Here is an 18,290-nt window from a genome sequence, read left to right as displayed (position 1 = left end):
CACCATACTCCATCCCCCTTTTTCATACCGCAATATCTATGGCAAAGACTCAAACGACCATTCCTGAAACAGATACCGCCCAGCCGGATGCGACAGTCGCAGCACCTACGACAACGACCGGAGAGAAAGATACGGCGACCGAGAAATCCCCGAAGAAAGAACAGGCGCCGAAAGCGGCGGCCGAGATTCCTGCCGCCGCGTTGGCCATCCTCGGCAAGTTCCCCGACTACAAGGAACTCTACATCGATGCCGATGGCAGCATGTACACGCCGCAGACCGCTCCGGCCATCCGGGGCAAGGCCATCCTCTACAAGAATCCCTATTATAAATCATAACACGCAGGCTATATGGCATTAGGCAATGTAATCATCAAGGATGTGGACGGCAATCTGCCGTATGCCGCATCCGCAAGCAACGAGAAAATCACGGGCCTGCTGTTCGACGTATCGGGACAGCCCGACCTCTTTACCGCCGGCTACGGGAAAAGCAACGAGGCGAACGTGGCACTGGGCGATGTCATCTGCATCACCAGCCGTAAATCCTCCGTGCAGGACTTCGGCATCAAGGAACGTGTCGCGTGCGACCTTGACGAAGAGACGAACGAAAACTTCCTGTTCGGCATTCCGGCCTACCACATCCGCGAGTTCTTCCGCATGAGCGGCAACATCGACGGACCGGGCCGGCTGTACGTCATGTTCGCGGACTGCTCCGAGAACTGGGACGCCCTCGATGTGATGCAGCGTGCCGCAGACGGGCTCATCTCGCAGGTGGGCATCTGGACCGAGCAGCCGCTGTGGAAACTCAACGGCGAGCAGGAGAAATACAACCTGAACCTCGTCAAAGGCATCAACGACAAGGCGGTGGCTCTGGCCGAGCTGAACCAGCCCCTGTCAGTGGTGCTGTGTGCCAACCCCGCCAACACGGGTGGCGATACGGAAGAGGCGAAGGTCATCGACCTGAACCGCATTCCGTCGGCTATCTGTGAATCGTCGCGTACCAGCGTCATCTTCGGCCAGGCACGAAACGACCAGAACACGACAATCCAGTACCGCAACCCGAACCATACGCCGGTCGGTTTTCTGGGTGCTGTCATGGGCGCTCTTGCCAAGGCGAGCGTTCACGAGTCCATCGCCTGGGTGCGTCAGTTCAACCTCTTTGCCGACGACTTCCAGCAGATTGAGCTCGGGTTCGGAGACCTCACGCTCGATGCCGAAGATGAGTTCGTATCGACCAACCTGTACGAATCCCTCTCGCCGGTGTTGCTGGACGAGCTGGATGACAAGGGATACATTTTCCCCATCAAGTATTCGGGTCGGGAGAACGGCATTTACATCTCCAAAGACCAGACCTGCTCCAACGGGGACTACCGCACCATCGCCCGCAACCGTACCATCAACAAGAGCCGCCGTGCCGTGCGCGAAGCCTTGCTGCCGTATCTGCACAGCCCTCTGATGGTGAACCCTGCAACGGGCTTTCTCGCACCCTCAAAGATTACGGCCTTCAAGACCCTGATCGGTGACATACTGGCCAAGATGCAGGCAGCGCAGGAGATCAGCGGCTATGCCGTGACCATCGACCCTAACCAGAACGTACTGGTGGACGATACGCTGCGCATCAGCTACGTCATCGTACCCGTCGGCGTGGCCGTGAAAATCTATGTCGAGGAAGGCTTATCACTAACCGCTAAATAGATGTAAACATGGCAATTATAAACAACGTCGCATACTCTTGGTCGATGATTACCTTAGCCAGTACGGCTCTGGGAATCGAGGAAGGCTCCACTGTACTCGAAGGCGTTTCGGGTATCAAATGGAGCAAGAAACGCAAAATCGAGCCCAACTACGGTCTGGGCGGAAAACCGGTCAGCCGGGGTTTCGGAAACATCTCCTACACGGCGAGCATCACGATGGACTATGCCACGCAGCAAACCCTGCGCTCGACCTACGGCAGTCTGATGGACATCGGAGAGTTCGATCTGATCATCTCGTTCGCCAACCCGATGGCCAGCGATGACTGGACGACCACCACCGTCACGCTGAAAGGCTGTATCTTCAGCGAGGACGGCATGGAGAGCCAGCAGGACGATACCAATATCGTGCATGAATTCGACCTCAATCCCTTTGATATCCAGATCGGTGACGGGGATACTATTTAGGAGGTTATGGATGTAACTTTCGAAGGAAAATCCTCGACAGGGAAAAACGAATGGCTCACACCGCCACATATTCTGCGGCGGTTGGGGCCGTTCGATTTGGACCCTTGCGCTCCCGTGAACCGACCGTGGAATACAGCGGCACACCATTATACCATCGAAGATGACGGGCTCAAACAGCAATGGTTCGGACGTGTGTTCTGCAATCCTCCGTATGATACGGCACTCATCGTACAGTTTATCAGACGTTGCGTGGAACACCGCAATGCCGTTGCCTTGACTTTTGCGCGAACAGACACACGGTTATTCCATGAGCTGGTGTTTCCGAATGCGGATTCCATCTTGTTTATTAAAGGACGGCTGAGTTTCTATCACGTGACAGGAGAGCAGGGAGGCACGGCAGGCGCTCCGTCCTGCCTGATTGCTTTCGACAAAGAAAATACCGCAGTGCTGGAACGCTGCGGTATTGAAGGTAAATTGGTGAAAATCTAATCATATCGCCGCTGTATGTAAAATTCCTTCATACAGCGGCGATATTTTTCTATTTTAGCTATTTTATTATAGTAATGATTGCGCTAAGGCAATCTTTCGTTTTGGTCTGAAAACTGTACAAACTTACCACAAATTTTCAAAAGTGCGGTAAGTTTGTACAACCTCCGATTATACATATTTGTTCAACTCTTCGACAAGAAGATGTACTGTTGTGGATGATTCAGCCTGTGCCGGCGGTACGTTTTCCATTTGGCGCATGATGGCTTTGGCATTCCGTATCGCTTGGTCCTGTTTGTCAGCCAGCACTCGAAATACCTGACCGGCAAATCCGGCTTCTTTGCTATATGCTATCCCCAGCAATCCGCTCAGCTTTTCGGCGTACAGGTTTCGGTGCATCGGTCCTTGAAACAGGTTATAGTGCAACAGGAACCAGTATTCAAATGCCTGGTTGCTATATGCCACCTTCATTCCACCAGTTTGAGCCAATGCTATTGCACGATTGAAATCGTTATCCGGAAAATCATCCTTATCGAATACTACCCAGCATTGGTCATAGATACGACCTTTCTTCCGTTCTTCTTCCCTTATCCGAAGAGCTTTCTGCACAAGGCCGACCGTATTGATGCCTTGTCCGACAGCCTTAATGTTGGCTGATGTCAGACGGAAAGCATTGAAATAGTCAGGTTCGGTATTCACACCCTCGCACACAATCAGAAAGGTTTGCTTGACGTCCCGGACAAAACTTACCCGCCGAAGATTACGGGCAACCCGTGGATCTCGTTTATTCATCCGTGCCATCTTCCGTCTCTTCTTTCTGGTCAAACAAACGCTCGAATTGGCCAACGATAGGCACACCACCATATTTCCCCATGAGATACTCTTTCTCAAAAGGCGCACTATTGCGCACTTTGTACTCTGCCAGCGAATACAACTCCGACGCCCCCAGCGAATCTTTTTGGGTAAACCACACCTGATCCCTGCGGAACAGATTTGCATTCAACAGGTTCGTATCATGCGTCGTAAAAATCAACTGTGCATTTTTGGAGTTCGTCAGCCGGGAGTTGAAGAGCGCAATGATTTTACAGGTCAGCAGCGGGTGCATCTTCGAGTCGAACTCGTCGATGACCAGCCGTTTGCCGTGATCCAACGCGTCAATAATCGGATAGGCCAATGAAAAATACTTGATTGTGCCTTCCGATTCGTTCTTCCGGAACGGGAAAGTGACCATTTTCGTGGCTTTTCCCGTTTCGTCATACTGCTGATGCGAACTGATGACCGTATTATCAACCTTGCGGATGTCGTCTATTCCGAAATCGGCAAATTGGGCAAACTCGACAATACGCTGCTTCATTTCGGGATTATCGATTTGCTGGGTTGCCATTTTCCATATCCGCTCGTCACTGCTCCCCAGCACGATGGTCGTATTGGCCAGCCACTCCATGATTTCCACCGAAACGGTTTCATTGAATTGCGCGGCTACGGACAACAACAGTGCATTGTCGCGCACCATCTTTTTAGCAACCACCTCTTTCCCGACGGCAAATTTCGGATGCAATTCATACTCATCCAGGTTGCGCAGGAACAACTCGACTTCCTTTGCCTTTTTCTTATTGCTCTTTTGGTAAAGCCATTCTCTGTAAACCCGTTTCTCATCCACTTCGAAACCGTACCGGTACTGGGACTGTTCATCCGCAAAGACAGCCTCGAAATAGCTGGGTTCATTCTCTGTACTGCGGTTGAGACGAAAACTTTCCACCTGCTGTATGCGCTCACCGGACTGCACGCCTTTGGACGAGTTGATGACAAACCACTTGAAGAAATCAAGAGCCTTTATCAAATTGGACTTTCCGCTGGCATTGGCTCCGTACACAACGGCACTTTTCAGCAAAGAAAGATTCGTTCCGGTCAGTTCAAAAACGATGTCCTCCGACGAGGTTTGTTTTTCCTTCAAAGCCGAAGCTGCCAACGAAAGTGTCGCCGCCTCCTTGAATGAAAGGAAATTTTCAACTGTGAACTGAATAATCATATAATATCGTCGTTATATGTAGATTTTCCGCAAATATAAGCAATATCTTTCTAATTTCTGTATTTTATCGAAATATTTCCCCGATTTACACCCGTTGAAGCGATAAAGCCGCTATTCCTTTTTGTAACCAAATATCACGCAGAAATGGAAGATAAGAATCTTACACTGGAGCAGGAAGCCCAGATTAAGGAGAAAGCGGCCGCGCTGAAAGCCGAGAAGAAAGTCCGCAAGGTCTATCCGATGGTCGTGTTCGGCGATACGGATTGTGGCGAGAAAGAGTTCTACGTCGCCTACATGGGTGAACCGACCTTCCCGCAATTCTCGAAGTTCATGGCGGCATCGAAGAAGGACGAGGTGAACGCCATGCGTCAGCTCGCCCGCGACTGCTTCCTCGACGGCGATAAGGAGCTGGTGGACAACGAATCGCTGTTCCTCTTCGGTCTGATGTCACAACTTTCAGAGATCATCACCACCCGTCAGAGCCTGCTGGTAAACTGATAGACACCTGGGCGGTACGTGACGACCAGCGGATTCGTCAGCGGCTGATCTATATCCGCCACTACTTTCCGGGTGTTCATCTTGACAGCATCACAGACGAGGAGTTCGCCATGCTTTCCGAGGAGGCGCTGTGGCTTCACCAGCAGGTGCTCGTCTCCCGTCTGACCCTGCAACCGCCGTCTCCCTGATCCGCTTCCCGAAGCCTCGCAGCCCTTGTGACTGCGGGGCTTTCCTTTTCAGTCCCCGGCAGCCGAAAAGGGCTATTCTTTCAACGGATGTAAACACGCTATTCATGGCTCAAACGCAGAATTACGAAGTCTATTACGATATAAAGGTCAATGCCACGGAAGGAACCGAGCAGGTCACCGCCTTTGCCAATGCCGTCGAGAAACTGAGCAAGGGCCGTGTGAGCTTTGCGCCGGTCGTGACCAACATCAACGAGATGATGCAGGCCGTGGAAAAGACTTTTCGGGGAAAGAACGGCAAGAAGAAGGATTTCAACTTCGACCTGGAAATCCGAACCGGCGAGACGGAGAAACGGCTGGAAGGTGTCAAGAACCTGCTGACCGAAATCAAAGAGCTGACGCAGGGCATTAGGCTGACCATCAATCCCGGCGAGAAAATTGACGGCCGTGCGCTCCGCAATCAGACCAATAAGTTGGTCGGCAAAAAAAAATTGGACGAGCAGCAGGCCGAAGCGAAACGAAATGCCGCTTCGGCTGTCAAGAGCGTCATGGACACCCAGCGGACGGTTACCCGTTCCATCGGCAAAATCAATTCGGCCCTCGCTCATTTAGAGAAAGGGCGTGAAGTAAACATCAAAACCGACACGGCCCGTGTACGCTTGCAGGAGATTCTCTCGCTTTTGGGTAACATCCGTGGCGCTGCTACTATGACGCTGCACTTGGACACGGCAGCACCCGCAACCTCTGTCTCTGTCGGTTCAGTCGTGCGACCTCCGTATGCCCCGGTCGCAGCGGCCGTGCTTTCCGACAAAGAACAGGCGGGGCTGAACAAACGCCTTTATGCGGACGAGGCCAAGAACCGTCAACGCATGCAGCAGGCCAAAGAGAAAGCCGCCTTACAGGTGGAGACCTTCCGCCAGATGTCGGAGATCCGTGCTGCCGAGCGTGCCGCACGCTTACGTGAAAGCGAACGTGCGCGTGCCGACCGGGAGTTGCGCAAAATTGCCGAGCGCACCCGACGTGAGGAACTCAATGCGGAGAAGCGACGCCGTCAGGCCGAGGAGACCCAGCGGCGGCGCAACGCAGCCCGTGCGGTAACCTCCATACGTCGTCAGGCAGCTTTCGAGGATTCCGTATATGGCAGCAAACGCCGTGCGGCCATCAATCGCATCCAATATTCCAAGGCCCCGTCGTGGCGAAACCTCCCGATGGCCGGTATGCTCAACGCCTACATGGCCTATAATTTCCTGCGCACGCAGTTCACGGAGGCCGTCGAGTATTCCAACATCATGCAATCGGCACACTCGATTCTCCGGGTTGCCGATTCCGACCTGGCGACCTTCGAGGGGCGTTTCGACCGGATGGCCCGGTACGTGCGCCGCATCGGCGTCGAGACCAAGTTCACGGCCATCGAGGTGGCGGGTGCGGTGAAATTCCTCAGTATGGCCGGTATGGGTATCGAGACCATCAACGAATCGATCCGCCCGATTACGAACCTTGCGCTCATCGGGGACAACGACATCTCGCAGATCGCCGACCTCGCCACCAACATCCAGACGGGCTACAACATCAAGAACACCAGCATGGGCTCGGTGGCAGACATACTTGCCTCTACCGTCTCGCGTTCCAACGTGAACATCATCGAGATGGCCGAGTCCTTCAAGATGGCGGCCGGTTACCTGCGTCTGTCGGGCGTCGATTTCACGGAGGCATCCGCCGCCATCGGCGTACTCGGCAACATGGGTATCAAGGGAACGATGGCCGGTACGGCTTTGCGAGCTATGGCCACCCGCTTCGCTAAGCCCACCAAAGAGGCACGGGAGGCGTTGGACCGCCTGGGTGTGAAATTCACACGCATGGAGGACATCTACGGCAAGCAGGTGGAGAAGCTGCGTCCGTTGGCCGACATCTTCGAGGACCTGAACAAGAAAGGGGCGACGATGGCCGACATGCAGACCATCTTCGGCAAAATCGGAGGCAATGCCGCCATGATGTTCGTCAGCAACTACGGGCAGCTTCGGACGCTTGCTTCCCAGAACCGGGCGTCACAGGGCATCTCCTCCGAACTGGCACAAGTGAAACAGGACACGACCAAAGGTTTGTGGTACCAGATGACCTCCCAGCTCACGGAATCCTTCATGCAAGGGTACGAACTCGTCGAGCCGGTCATCCGGAGCACACTGAAAGACTTCCTTGCCAAATTCAATTCCCGCGAGTTCGCCCGAGGTCTCGCCTCCATCGGGCAGGGTGTCATGAGCCTGCTCTCCGTGCTGGGCAACTTCGCTTCGTGGATGACCCGTAACTTTTACTGGATCGAGCCGCTTCTGTTCACGGGCTTTGTCGCCACGCGGCTGTTCAAACTTGCCGGAGCCCTGACCAATGTCGGCGTTGCGGTCGGCTTTATCGGCAAACAGGCCGCAGGCAACTCCATTGTCGAGCTGGTTTCCGGTCTGACGGGTCTGACCAGTGCCCGAGGAATCAAAGCACTCTCCTTTGCCAACAAGCGGGCCCTTGTCACGGCCTTGCAGGCAGCCGGAGTCAGCGGCAAGGGTGCGATGGGTCGCGCCTTGCTGCAAGGTGGCGCAGGTTCCTTTGCCGCCCGTGCCGGATTCTCCTCGCTGTTCTCCTCGCAGGTCGCTACGGGCGGCGGTTTGGTCGGTGCCGCCGGTTCTTTGAGTGCCATCGGTACGACCGCCGTAGCTGCAACGGCCGGTATCGCCGCATTGGTGGGAGCGTTGGGCTGGGTCGCCTACAAGACATGGCAAATCAAGAAAGCCAAGGATGCCGTGCTGGAAGACATTACCGCCAACGAGAAATACCGCTATCCGGTTATCGAAGACCTGTATGCCGCCTTGCACAAAACCTACCAGCAGGCCATCGACACCAAAAAGGCGGTGGACGACCTGACTACCGGCAAGACCATCGAGGAGAGCAGCGGACATAAAATTGGAGCCTTTACCAAAAACTGGTGGGCCGGTTGGGCCGGCACTTTCGCCGTGGGTGCCTCTGACGGTATGATTACGATATTAGACGTATATGGTCCGGAGGATGCCCAGCAGGACGACAGTCGGGAGGCCATCACCGCCATTGCCCGCCGCGACAGCCAGTCGCGCCTGAATGCCGCTTATGCCGAGTTCGGCAAGATGTCCGACCCGCTGGAGGTCCGTGCTTTTATCGAGAACATCGCCCTCAAATACGGGCAACAGGCGGTGACGGCGGCCGAAGCCTCAAAGAAACTCGGACTGGACAAACCTTTCTGGTTCGAGCGTGACGGCAAGGTTACTTACAGCAACGCTCTCGGTGATTTGCCGGAGGTGGCTGCGGCCTATACGCCCACCTATGCCGCCTATCAAAACAACACCACCGTGAAACACATCACCACGGCGGCACAAGGTTATCTCGATGCCATCGAGAGCATGGCGGGCGCCCGTGCCCTGATTGAGAAGTCGGGATTCGACTACGGTGAGCTGACCCGTGGCGGCTTTACGCAGAACAAAGACGGGCTGTGGGTGCAAAAGGCTTTGAACGCGCAGGCTACCGACAAGGAGCGTCAGGAGATGCTGGCCGGCCGGCAGCGCGTGCACCACCTATTGGTAAATCTTTCCGGCACCCTGCGCCAGGTATTCGGCGGTTCCTCGGAGGCTGCGGAAAACATTCTCCGCAAGGCAGGCTTCTCGGCTGCGCTCTACGCCAACGAGCCGGACTCGAACGACACCTCCCCGTTCAATGCCAACCGCATCACGGGTGTTTCCGGGGATGACGATGGCGGTGCGGGCGGCAACTACTCCGGTACGGGGCGGCTGTCTTCAGCGGCTCCCAAGCAGGTCATCGTCAACATCACCAACCTAATGAGCGTGGAGACCATCGACCTGCTGAAATCGCCCGAAGGCCAGACCGCAGAAATCCAGCATTTCAAGGAACAGATGGCGCAGGCCCTTATCGACGTGGTGCATGACTTCGATGCCTCGTGGAACGGTTAATTAACGAAAAAACAACAACATGAAGAACCTATTCGGCAGCAGATTGCTCAATATCGGTGCCTCGACGCTTCTGAGCGGGGGTATCCTTTCGCACGGCGGACTGGGCGGCTACATCAGCGATGCCGCCCGTCGCGCCATCGGTCTGGGACTCGCGGAGTTTCAGGACGGTGCCGTGCATTACTTCTCCAAGAACAGCGACATCCTGAAACGTGCCGTCATCCAGTTTGCCTGCCAGACGGCCTACGGTATGCTCCGCTCTTATCCCCGATATATCAAATACTGGGAACAGAAAGAGCGGGACAAATACCTCGAAACCCAGTCGCAGAGTGCCATCGTCAACAAGTCGGGACAATACTACCAACTCATCAAGGAGCAGCAGGCTGTCGCCGAAAAGAAGAACTACACCGACAGCATCGTGGGCCGCACGGTGGCAGACTACATCGAATTGAAAATCAGCGGTGAGGGAACCTACTACGACAAGGAAAGCGGCAAGGTGGAGCCCAACAGCAAATACGGGCTGATCACTTTCGTCGATTTGGGTCCGCAGGTACAGCTCTCCTCGAAAAACAACATCGTGCTGACCACGGTGCAGGGCCGCGACTACACCCGCAAGGAGTTCATTTCGGGCGGCGATTTGGAATTTACCGTAAACGGTCGGATAACCAGCAAATATCCCGACGTGTACCCGGAAGCCGAGCTGTCGAAATTCCTGAAAATCGTCCAGTACAAAGGTGTCATAGACTGTGACAACACCATCCTGCGGCAGTTGAAAATCTCGCAGCTTATCATTCTGGGCTACTCGCTTCCGGCTGCCGAGTACAGGAACGTTCAGCCCTATACCTTACATTGTGTGGCTGTCGAGCCGTCCGAGGCGGTAGAGCTGATTTCCAAAGATGCGGAGGTGGTAGATGAAGCCATCGAACATACGAACAAATGGATCAAGTGGGTACGGTTCGGCACTGATGTCATCGACCCGACCTCCATACTAAAACTGAACAACCTATGGCTGTAGCACCGCTTGACGTACTATGCTGCCGGATTACCATCGGCGATCCTGACCCGGGGAACCCAATGGCGATACAGAACCCTGTCACACTCACAGAGGTGCAGGAGGTCGAAATCGTCGAGACCTACAAGAAACTCATCGGCACGGCGACCATCCGCTTTCCCAAAGGGACCGTTTTCCGTTCCACCATTGTCGGCACGGCTACCCTCGAAGGCAAAGATGCCAGCCGGATAACCACCGAGGTCATGCAGGACGGCGTGGTCATCGAGAAACGTTCCAGTTACTCGGCGATGGACGCCACGACCTTCAAAATCGGGCAACGGGTGCGTATCCGCTTGGGGTATAACGGGATGTTGCGCACGATGTTCGACGGGTACATCACCGGCTATAACACCGAGAGCAGTTTCGAGCTGAAATGCGAAAATATGGCCTACAAGCTCAAGCTGAAACAGGCGCCCAAGTTCGAGACGTCGGCATCGGGTACGAGCGTGAACGATGTGATGGAGGGCAAGTACAACCTTCTGAAAGATACCGGGTTCAAACTGCACTCCGAGACCAAACGGTTCGACATCCAGATCGGGAAAATCAAAATCACCGACAACTTCACCGTGGCCGATATTCTCTCGGCGTGGAGCCGCTATCGCATTTACTGCTTTCTGAAATACGACGAGAACAGTCCCGACCAGATGCCTGCCATCGCCATCGGCCGCCCGTATTCATCGGCCAAGAGCCAGCCCCGGTTTCCGGAAGACACTTCGTCCGGCCCTTTCCGCATACGCTTCGACACGCACGTGGCATCGTCGGATTTGAAAGTGCTCAAAACAGATCCGAAATTCCTTGCCGTGCAGGCCAAGGCATTGGGCTCGGATGAGAAATTCTTCGAGGTGACGGTGCGCCTGAACCCCGATTACGACCCGGATACCCCCGGCAGCAAAGAGTTTCAGACCGTGAACGCCACGCAAATCAGCAAAAAGACGCACAAAGTGACGGGTAACACCACGGCCAGTGGCGCACAGACCCGCACGAAAGCCGACCTCTCAACCTACACCATCGTGCCCTACATGTCGCCGAACATGAAAATCAACTCCGACAAGCTCGTCGAGGAGGCCATCGAATACTTCCGCAGCTACAACCTGAACGGTATCAGTGGTTCGGTGACGCTCTTCGGGGATTTCGGGTTATATCCGGCTTGCCAGGTGGAGCTTACCGATGACCGGAACCCGGCCAAGAACGGCACTTACATCGTCGAGGAGGTCACGACCACCTTCGGGACGGGAGGCTACCGACAGAAAATCACGATACCGCATAAAATCAAAGGAACAAAAACGACGTATGGAAACAACTCTTAAAGATGATTTTACCAATGAACATTTTTCTTATCCAATTCCAGCGGTAAACTTACGACCGTGAATGCACAAGGAGTTCCCAACCACGGGGTATCGAAACATTCGGATTTCGCTATGGGTGATTCACTACACATCATACCATAGAGTGGACAACATCGAAAGGATGAATTACCTAATAAAAATTTATACATTGCCTCCAAAGCGATCAATTCAAGAACATCCATCGAATCATCGCCTTCAACTATATCTTCAGCACGTTTTGTTGCTGTTGCAGGGTTATGATGCCCACAACTATGAGTTTGAATATAAGGGATGCCTAACCAACTAATAATAGCATTTAAGTTTTCTATCGAAATGCAATCTGTTTTTTCTTCATATAGAACTGTCAATAGAGGAAGCATCTTATTGGATAAACGCACTCGCTCCAGAACCGTCTTAATATAATCTAACGGAGCTATCAGGTTCCGGTCCAACATTTCCAAAAAGTCATTGACCTTTTCATCGAAAAAATCGGGAATAGGAATGTTTTTCTTTTGTGGTGTTGTAATTGTAGACTGATTGATATAGTCAGAAAATAGTTGCATACCATCGGTAATCTTTTCTTTTTCAGCTTTTGCCAATAACATAATTAAAGTCTCACCTGGAGTCATACTGAAAAGAGCTGCATGGCAACAACAGATAAGAAGTTTGGTATTGTGGCATAATGAAGGATAGTTGTATTTGCATAATATTTTCACAACATTATACGGTACATCATCATGCGTAGCATCAGGGTCAACTAAACTTTGATACAATGCTGCCATACTTTCCTTGATGATGTGTGCTCCCAGTTCTAAAGTATCCGTAACCTTGTTCTCAAATGTTATAATCAATGATATTACAGGCATGTTTTTCACTTCGACATTTTTCACACCTGTTCTAATCTCGATTCGTTTAGTTTGGTCTATTTTAAATCCATAAAATTGACGGTCATTGAAAAATCCATTTCCAACTCTGAACATACTGTCAAGATGCTTCATTCGGTCTGTCGGAGAAATGGAATACGGTAACTTGACTTCATCCAGAACGGCTATTTCCTCTTTCAGTTTTAACATCATTTCATAGCGTAAAATACTGGAAGATAATCCCCATAAAGTACCTATGTTTTGCCAATAGTGGATGTATTCATGAATGAAAGTCCCTCGATCTTCTTGGCTTATTAGGCTTAAATCGGTGTTGAAATCTCCTGCTGTGTAAATATGGAAGAATGAAGTATTGTAAGCTCCCCGCAAAATAGATGCTATCTCTTTTTCAGATACTCCTAACGATAATAATTTCTCTTGTATATTCATTTTTTATAAAGTTTCATTTATAAGTATTCAAAGATAGTAAAAAGCCTTCATCCAACTGTCTATTGTCGAATTTATCTATTCTTTGAATATGAAGAATTCACAGGACAACAACCGGCGGATGATACAGGAGGCGATCCGCAAAATCGCATTGGGGCGCAGTATCGAGCGTATCGAGATGGCTCCGGGCGGCATGGGCGGTGTGGGTACGGCCCGCATGATTCACGGCTATGTCGCCAAGATACATGACGACCCCGGCGATGAAGAGTTTGCCGACTACGGCGGCACGGTGGACGTGGGCGAATATCCCGACGAAACCGCCTCGGCAGGCGGTATCATCCACAAAGGCGTGTTGCTGGCTGCCGCCCGGAACAACGAGGGTGGTTTTCTCATCGTGCCGACCCTTTTTTCGGAGGTAACCATCGTACTGGACGCCGCCACCCGCCATGCCTATATCGTCAATTACTCCCATGCCGAGACCATCCGCATGGAGGCGCATTCCGAGGTCAGCATCGGCATGACGGAAACCGAGGCTCTCGACCCCGACAACGACTCTTCGCCCGACTACGACGAACTGGAACCGACCGGAAACGAAGCCCATACCAGCTACACGGCCGAAGGTATCACGGCAACGGTCAAGAACGACAGCGGCAAAGAGTCGTCGGTCGTGCAGGGTGCGGAAGAGATCACGCAGACCGTCGATAAGTCGGAAGTCAAACAGACCGCCGACAAAATCGTGCAGAAAGTAAATTCCACGACAGTTGCCGTAGCGGATAACAAAGTGACGCTCGGCGACGAGAACGCCACCGAACCGCTTGTTTTGGGGAACGAGCTGGCGCAGCTTATGCTGGACTTCCTGACGGAGTGTAGCAAGATCATGACGCCTACGCTGATGGGGACCATGCAGCCGCTGAACTTCCCCAACTTCCTCTCGCTGACCTCCAAGATTCAGAAGTTCCTATCCAAAACCTCCTATACCAAATGAGCGTCACCCTTCATCCTGGCATCGGCGGTTTGGATCCGCAGAGCCTGTGTTACAGTATCTACCGCCAGTTATACCAGACTTTCTTCAACGCCCAGGAGCGCAAGAGCGAGAACAATCCTTATGGTGTAGAAGAGGGTGACGACACGTCCATCCGTCTGCACAACACGGCTTACGGGTTTGCCGAGGCGATTTCGTCCGGTGTTTCCGGAGAGGGCGGCGGTACGGGTAGCTGGGCAGGCTATCTGCCCAAAAGCGGCGGCGACATGCAGGGACCGTTATGTGCCGATTACGGCTTTACCGCCGGCATCGACAACCGTCGTCTGCTGGAAACGTACCGCACCTCTCAAAGCGATGACGAGGGAAATATCATCGGTTACACCTATGGTATCCGCCTGACAGGCGACGTACACGTCGGCGGCAATCAACTCTTTGTGGGCGGTATGCAGCCGCTCCGTTGCGAACAGGCTACCGGTACGATATACCTAAGCGGGAACCGGGTCGATTTCGCCGATGCCCACCTTTCCCTGACCGGAAGTATCCTGCTGGGCGAGTCCAAAGAAAACGGAGTGCTCCTGACTTCGGACAGCCTGCTCATTCATGGGCGGGAAGTCTATCACGGCGGTAATGCCAACCTTCCCACTGTGGATTGGTCGATGCACAACGCTACCGTAGCCGGTTCTCTCGAAGTCTCGGGAGCGGCGACACTCTCCGGAAAGCTGCGAGCCTTGCATGGCGTGGAGTTGGGCGACGGCGGCCGGTTGCTCTTTTCTGTTCTCGGGGAGACCGTATCCTGTTTGAGCGACCTGACCTTTTCAGCCGGATGTGGTGTGCGAATCAGCGGAATTACCGTACTCAAAGGTTTCGGTGCGAGCGACATCCGGTTGGAGGGTGCCGATGGCGACCTGCTCGTGGGCGGCGACCGCACGGTTAAAATCCGGTTGATGTCGAACCTCACGGACATCGACGGCGAGCACGTTTTGCTCTCCCCATACGGGGCGGCGTACTTTCCCGACTCCATCCGGGTACGGCACAATTACGGCGGGGATTTGCTCTCTTCGTACCGCACCGACAGCGAAGACGAGGGCATCGTCATCCATAAGCGACTGCGTTTCGGGAGCACGGGCGGCTGTTATCTGACCGGAGAAGACGACATGCTGGCTTTCGTTTCCCGCAGCGACCACACCCTGACTCCCGGCGGTCAATACGAACAGGTTGCGACGCTATTGTTTCATTCACCCTCCACCAGCCGTTACGCTCCGCTAAACCGTACTTCGAACTCCTTGCGCATCGGTACATTCGGGGACTTTATCGTCGCCCTGAATCCCGTCGAGGTCACGGGACACATCGGCATCGACGGGAGCTTCACCCGTCTTACGGCGGAGGGACTATTCTTTACCGACGACATTTGTCTCAGACAGATCAAGGACGGCATCCGTCACAGCGGTAACGCCTACTTCGACGGCAGTCTCTCCTCGGAGCGATTCACCTCCGGAATGGCCGGCACCGGTTGGGCGATCCTGCGCAGCCGAACGACGGGAAGCATCTCGGCGACCTTCGACGAACTGACCGTCCGGAAACGGATGCGGCTTTACGAATTGGAGGTGCAGCGTTCCTCGGCGACCAACGGAGCCTTGTGGGTTACCGATACCTGTTCGGGGGACAGTGTCGAGAAACTGTAAATCCGACTATGGCCCTATACGAATATTCCCGATTCAAGATACGTATCGACCCCGGTTCCAAGAAACGGCAGGGATTGCACACCGGAGACGTCGTGCGCCGCCAGTACGTAGACGGCGCACAGACCTTTTACAGCCTGATGGTCGTGCTGACCACCGGCGAGGACTCCGTGTTGCTGCCTGACGGGAAGGAGGCGTCGTCGCCGTATTTCATTGGTGCGCTCATCGAGGGCGACGAGCCCCGTGACGGGGAGCTGCTGGACTTCGTCCGCCTCACGAGCCTGACCGATGAACGGCGCAGCGGTGCCATGTACCTGACCGCCTCGGACGAAGAAGCTCCGTACATGGATGTCATCGACGGCATGGGGACGGAACGTTCCTTGTACCGTCCGGCATCGCTTGCCACATTCGGTTGCAGTGACAATGCGACATGGAGCTATCGTTATCTTCCCTCGGAAGGTCCGGCCAGCCGGATTATCCGAATTACCCGTTCTGCCGATCAGGCGGCAGTTTCAGGCGGTTTGCAGATTCCGTTTCCCCGGTCCGTTTCCCATCCCCAGCGTCTGGTGATTTCCTTCCGTATCCGTGCCTCCAAAGAGTTGTCCGCCGTGCCGCTGCGCTTCGGGTATGCTGACGGTACAGAGACGGACGGACAGGACACCGTGGACGTTACGACCGAGTGGCAATACGGGTTGAGCCTGATTACGGTGGACTTTCCTGCGGAATATGCCCGTGTACTGGCTTTCGGCCTTTCCAAACATCTTAATCCGGGCGACTGGTGCGAGGTCGGCGACCTCAATGTCTGCCTGTCAGAACACCTTTCCTCTTTTTCCGAAGCCGCCAAAATCCGTATCGGCCGCATCACGGGAATCGCAGACCCGCTGTTCGGCATGCTGCAAGGCTACGGGGCTTACTTCCAGCGTCTCTACGCCACGCGGGACGTTCATGTGGCCGGAACGCTGACCGCCGGTGACGAGGGAGGATTCGGCAGCACCTTCTACGCCGGACGCATTCACAAGAACTGTATCCTCGATTCTCTGAACGGTAATTTCACCACGACGGTCGTCCGCCTTTCGTCCCACTCTCCGAGCGGTATCGGCAAAAACATCCTGCTTCCCGTTAGCGGCGGGACCTTGCTATGCCAGAAAGAAGCATGGGCGGAGAAACACGCAGGCGAGCGTTACTGCCTTTCGTTCTGGTGTTATTGCCCGTCCAAGCAAGAGACCTCGTTCGATATTCTTCACGGGGGAAAGGTGCTTGCCAGCCTTATAATGCCCCAATCCTGGCAACGGGTACATGTGGCTTTCGACATCGAACCTGTCCCCGGCAACGACCTTTGCATCGATTTTCGCACCGAGAACCGGGTGGTCTGGTTTTTCAGTTCCCCGCAATTCGAAAAAGGGAACGTGCCGACACTGTACCAGCCCACGGACGACACTCTGAACGAGACCGACGAATACGGGGCATGGTTCTGCCGGGGCGGTGTGGGCGGCACGATCCAGCACCCTCTGCTGCGGTTGGAGCCGGACGGTTCCATCCGTGCCGGCAACGATTCGTTCGTCATCAACCCCGACGGCAGCGGATACTTCTCCGGCGGCCGTTTCCGCTGGAACAAAGATTCCATCATCTTGCAGGATGTCACCATCCGCTGGGAGGATTTGGACGAGGAAATGCAGGAACAGATGAGACCCCGTTTCGTCACTATCGAGGGCGGTACGGTGTTTCATTATCCCGATGCCGTTTCAGACAATCTCTGCGACCCGGCGGAAATCCTCCTGACGGGCACGGCGCAGAATCTGACAGCGGATTCCTGCCGTTGGGAATACCTTGCTGCGGACGGCGGGTGGAAAGACACCGGAGGAAACTCGTCCGTTTACACGCTCACGCCGGACTTTCCCGGCTGGGAAGGTCGGAACGTGCTGACACTCCGCTTCGTCGTTCGCTCCTCCGGCGCGTCGTATCATGCCACCCATACCGTCTCCAAACAATACGACGGCAGTGACAGCTATTCTCTGCATGTGGAGTCCGATTCGGGTACCGTTTTCCGCAACCACATGGTCGAGACGACACTCCGCGCCCGCCTTTACAAAGCGGGAACAGAGATTACAGACCGGATTCCCGATGAACAGTTTCTCTGGAGCCGTATGAGCGACGATGCCGAGAGCGATGCCCTTTGGAATGCGGAGGAACATCGGGGACGCACGCTGCGGATTACCGGAGAGGATGTATGGCGCAAGGCGGTATTCAACTGCGAAGTATTCAAATAGGAACCGCGTTACATGTGAAATCCCTAAAAATTTCTATCTTTTCCCTTGAAAATAAAAAACATTGATATGAAAGAACTTGTAGAAAAAATCAACGGACTGATGGAGTCCTTCTCGAAAGATGCCAAGGCTCAGATCGAAGCCGGCAACAAAGCTGCCGGTACACGTGCCCGCAAAGCATCGTTGGAACTGGAGAAAGCACTGAAAGAATTCCGTAAGGTTTCGATTGAGGCTTCGAAGTAAGCCTGTTCGACAACATCGAAAAAGAAGCATGGTCAGAGGATCATGCTTCTTTTGTTTTTGCCGTTCTTTTCTATAAACTCATTGCCCACACATACGGCTATTCTTATAC

The 18,290-nt window shown here is 53.9% G+C and carries 16 protein-coding genes; 12 read left to right on the top strand and 4 right to left on the bottom strand.

The genetic code is table 11. The annotated features are described in order from the left end of the window. Positions 1–38: 38 nt before the first annotated feature. The 4 genes from CS948_RS02935 to CS948_RS02920 are packed head-to-tail and all read left to right on the top strand — an operon-like array spanning position 39 to position 2,644. The gene (locus CS948_RS02935; protein ID WP_099290259.1) at positions 39–335 is read left to right on the top strand and encodes a hypothetical protein; all 297 of its coding nucleotides are present in this window, start codon (positions 39–41) and stop codon (positions 333–335) included. A 12-nt stretch (positions 336–347) separates the two neighbouring features. Beyond that, positions 348–1,691 carry a DUF2586 family protein gene (locus CS948_RS02930; RefSeq protein WP_099290258.1) on the top strand — a complete coding sequence of 448 codons (1,344 nt, stop codon included), beginning with the start codon at positions 348–350 and terminating at the stop codon, positions 1,689–1,691. Between the two features lie 8 nt (positions 1,692–1,699). Then, entirely contained in the window at positions 1,700–2,155 is a 456-nt protein-coding gene (locus tag CS948_RS02925; RefSeq protein WP_099290257.1) for a hypothetical protein, read from the top strand. A 6-nt stretch (positions 2,156–2,161) separates the two neighbouring features. Continuing rightward, positions 2,162–2,644, top strand: coding sequence for a DNA N-6-adenine-methyltransferase (locus CS948_RS02920; RefSeq protein ID WP_099290256.1), 483 nt, complete (start codon positions 2,162–2,164; stop codon positions 2,642–2,644). Between the two features lie 168 nt (positions 2,645–2,812). Here CS948_RS02920 and CS948_RS02915 read toward each other — a convergent pair whose 3' ends face one another. Then, positions 2,813–3,442, bottom strand: coding sequence for an RloB family protein (locus CS948_RS02915; RefSeq protein ID WP_099290255.1), 630 nt, complete (start codon positions 3,440–3,442; stop codon positions 2,813–2,815). Further along, positions 3,426–4,670 (bottom strand): ATP/GTP-binding protein, encoded by a 1,245-nt coding sequence (locus tag CS948_RS02910; RefSeq protein ID WP_099290254.1) that lies wholly within the window; start codon positions 4,668–4,670, stop codon positions 3,426–3,428. The genes CS948_RS02915 and CS948_RS02910 overlap by 17 nt, the downstream gene beginning before the upstream one ends. Before the next feature lie 144 nt (positions 4,671–4,814). On the opposite strand from CS948_RS02910, the gene CS948_RS02905 reads away from it, so the two are divergent. Continuing rightward, positions 4,815–5,168: a hypothetical protein gene (locus CS948_RS02905; protein WP_099290253.1), complete on the top strand. Its 354-nt coding sequence runs from the start codon at positions 4,815–4,817 to the stop codon at positions 5,166–5,168. Between the two features lie 90 nt (positions 5,169–5,258). Here the strand turns inward: CS948_RS02905 and CS948_RS21560 are convergent, their stop codons facing one another. Beyond that, on the bottom strand, positions 5,259–5,462 hold the full coding sequence (locus tag CS948_RS21560; protein ID WP_176554887.1) for a hypothetical protein: 204 nt from the start codon (positions 5,460–5,462) through the stop codon (positions 5,259–5,261). On the opposite strand from CS948_RS21560, the gene CS948_RS02895 reads away from it, so the two are divergent. The 3 genes from CS948_RS02895 to CS948_RS02885 are packed head-to-tail and all read left to right on the top strand — an operon-like array spanning position 5,461 to position 11,688. After that, positions 5,461–9,333 carry a phage tail tape measure protein gene (locus tag CS948_RS02895; protein ID WP_099290252.1) on the top strand — a complete coding sequence of 1,291 codons (3,873 nt, stop codon included), beginning with the start codon at positions 5,461–5,463 and terminating at the stop codon, positions 9,331–9,333. The two genes, CS948_RS21560 and CS948_RS02895, sit on opposite strands and share 2 nt — an antisense overlap. Before the next feature lie 19 nt (positions 9,334–9,352). Next, positions 9,353–10,345 carry a DUF6046 domain-containing protein gene (locus CS948_RS02890; RefSeq protein ID WP_099290251.1) on the top strand — a complete coding sequence of 331 codons (993 nt, stop codon included), beginning with the start codon at positions 9,353–9,355 and terminating at the stop codon, positions 10,343–10,345. Beyond that, on the top strand, positions 10,336–11,688 hold the full coding sequence (locus CS948_RS02885) for a hypothetical protein (protein WP_099290250.1): 1,353 nt from the start codon (positions 10,336–10,338) through the stop codon (positions 11,686–11,688). The genes CS948_RS02890 and CS948_RS02885 overlap by 10 nt, the downstream gene beginning before the upstream one ends. 8 nt (positions 11,689–11,696) lie before the next feature. Here the strand turns inward: CS948_RS02885 and CS948_RS02880 are convergent, their stop codons facing one another. Beyond that, a complete protein-coding gene (locus tag CS948_RS02880) occupies positions 11,697–13,016 on the bottom strand; it encodes a hypothetical protein (RefSeq protein ID WP_099290249.1) in 1,320 nt (439 codons plus the stop codon). A gap of 88 nt (positions 13,017–13,104) precedes the next feature. On the opposite strand from CS948_RS02880, the gene CS948_RS02875 reads away from it, so the two are divergent. The 4 genes from CS948_RS02875 (at position 13,105) to CS948_RS02860 (ending at position 18,181) form a co-directional block, all read left to right on the top strand. Next, positions 13,105–13,998: a hypothetical protein gene (locus CS948_RS02875; protein ID WP_099290248.1), complete on the top strand. Its 894-nt coding sequence runs from the start codon at positions 13,105–13,107 to the stop codon at positions 13,996–13,998. Continuing rightward, on the top strand, positions 13,995–15,677 hold the full coding sequence (locus tag CS948_RS02870) for a hypothetical protein (RefSeq protein WP_099290247.1): 1,683 nt from the start codon (positions 13,995–13,997) through the stop codon (positions 15,675–15,677). Before CS948_RS02875 ends, CS948_RS02870 begins: the two co-directional genes overlap by 4 nt. An 8-nt stretch (positions 15,678–15,685) precedes the next feature. Continuing rightward, a complete protein-coding gene (locus CS948_RS02865; RefSeq protein ID WP_099290246.1) occupies positions 15,686–17,941 on the top strand; it encodes a hypothetical protein in 2,256 nt (751 codons plus the stop codon). A 66-nt stretch (positions 17,942–18,007) separates the two neighbouring features. Further along, positions 18,008–18,181: a histone H1 gene (locus CS948_RS02860; protein ID WP_099290245.1), complete on the top strand. Its 174-nt coding sequence runs from the start codon at positions 18,008–18,010 to the stop codon at positions 18,179–18,181. The last annotated feature ends 109 nt before the right edge of the window (positions 18,182–18,290 follow it).

This window comes from Butyricimonas sp. Marseille-P3923, assembly GCF_900184685.1.
GTDB classification, from domain to species: Bacteria; Bacteroidota; Bacteroidia; order Bacteroidales; family Marinifilaceae; genus Butyricimonas; species Butyricimonas muris.
The sequence above is the reverse complement of the archived record's forward strand: the minus strand, read 5'-3'. Positions and strand labels throughout refer to the sequence as shown.

Bases quoted from the DNA above. Each gene is read 5' to 3' on its own strand.
- CS948_RS02890 (WP_099290251.1), top strand. From the start codon at position 9,353: ATGAAGAACCTATTCGGCAGCAGATTGCTCAATATCGGTGCCTCGACG.
- CS948_RS02920 (WP_099290256.1), top strand. From the start codon at position 2,162: ATGGATGTAACTTTCGAAGGAAAATCCTCGACAGGGAAAAACGAATGG.
- CS948_RS02880 (WP_099290249.1), bottom strand. From the start codon at position 13,016: ATGAATATACAAGAGAAATTATTATCGTTAGGAGTATCTGAAAAAGAG.
- CS948_RS02895 (WP_099290252.1), top strand. From the start codon at position 5,461: ATGGCTCAAACGCAGAATTACGAAGTCTATTACGATATAAAGGTCAAT.
- CS948_RS02915 (WP_099290255.1), bottom strand. From the start codon at position 3,442: ATGGCACGGATGAATAAACGAGATCCACGGGTTGCCCGTAATCTTCGG.
- CS948_RS02910 (WP_099290254.1), bottom strand. From the start codon at position 4,670: ATGATTATTCAGTTCACAGTTGAAAATTTCCTTTCATTCAAGGAGGCG.
- CS948_RS02930 (WP_099290258.1), top strand. From the start codon at position 348: ATGGCATTAGGCAATGTAATCATCAAGGATGTGGACGGCAATCTGCCG.
- CS948_RS02925 (WP_099290257.1), top strand. From the start codon at position 1,700: ATGGCAATTATAAACAACGTCGCATACTCTTGGTCGATGATTACCTTA.
- CS948_RS02935 (WP_099290259.1), top strand. From the start codon at position 39: ATGGCAAAGACTCAAACGACCATTCCTGAAACAGATACCGCCCAGCCG.
- CS948_RS02875 (WP_099290248.1), top strand. From the start codon at position 13,105: ATGAAGAATTCACAGGACAACAACCGGCGGATGATACAGGAGGCGATC.
- CS948_RS02870 (WP_099290247.1), top strand. From the start codon at position 13,995: ATGAGCGTCACCCTTCATCCTGGCATCGGCGGTTTGGATCCGCAGAGC.
- CS948_RS21560 (WP_176554887.1), bottom strand. From the start codon at position 5,462: ATGAATAGCGTGTTTACATCCGTTGAAAGAATAGCCCTTTTCGGCTGC.
- CS948_RS02885 (WP_099290250.1), top strand. From the start codon at position 10,336: ATGGCTGTAGCACCGCTTGACGTACTATGCTGCCGGATTACCATCGGC.
- CS948_RS02905 (WP_099290253.1), top strand. From the start codon at position 4,815: ATGGAAGATAAGAATCTTACACTGGAGCAGGAAGCCCAGATTAAGGAG.
- CS948_RS02860 (WP_099290245.1), top strand. From the start codon at position 18,008: ATGAAAGAACTTGTAGAAAAAATCAACGGACTGATGGAGTCCTTCTCG.
- CS948_RS02865 (WP_099290246.1), top strand. From the start codon at position 15,686: ATGGCCCTATACGAATATTCCCGATTCAAGATACGTATCGACCCCGGT.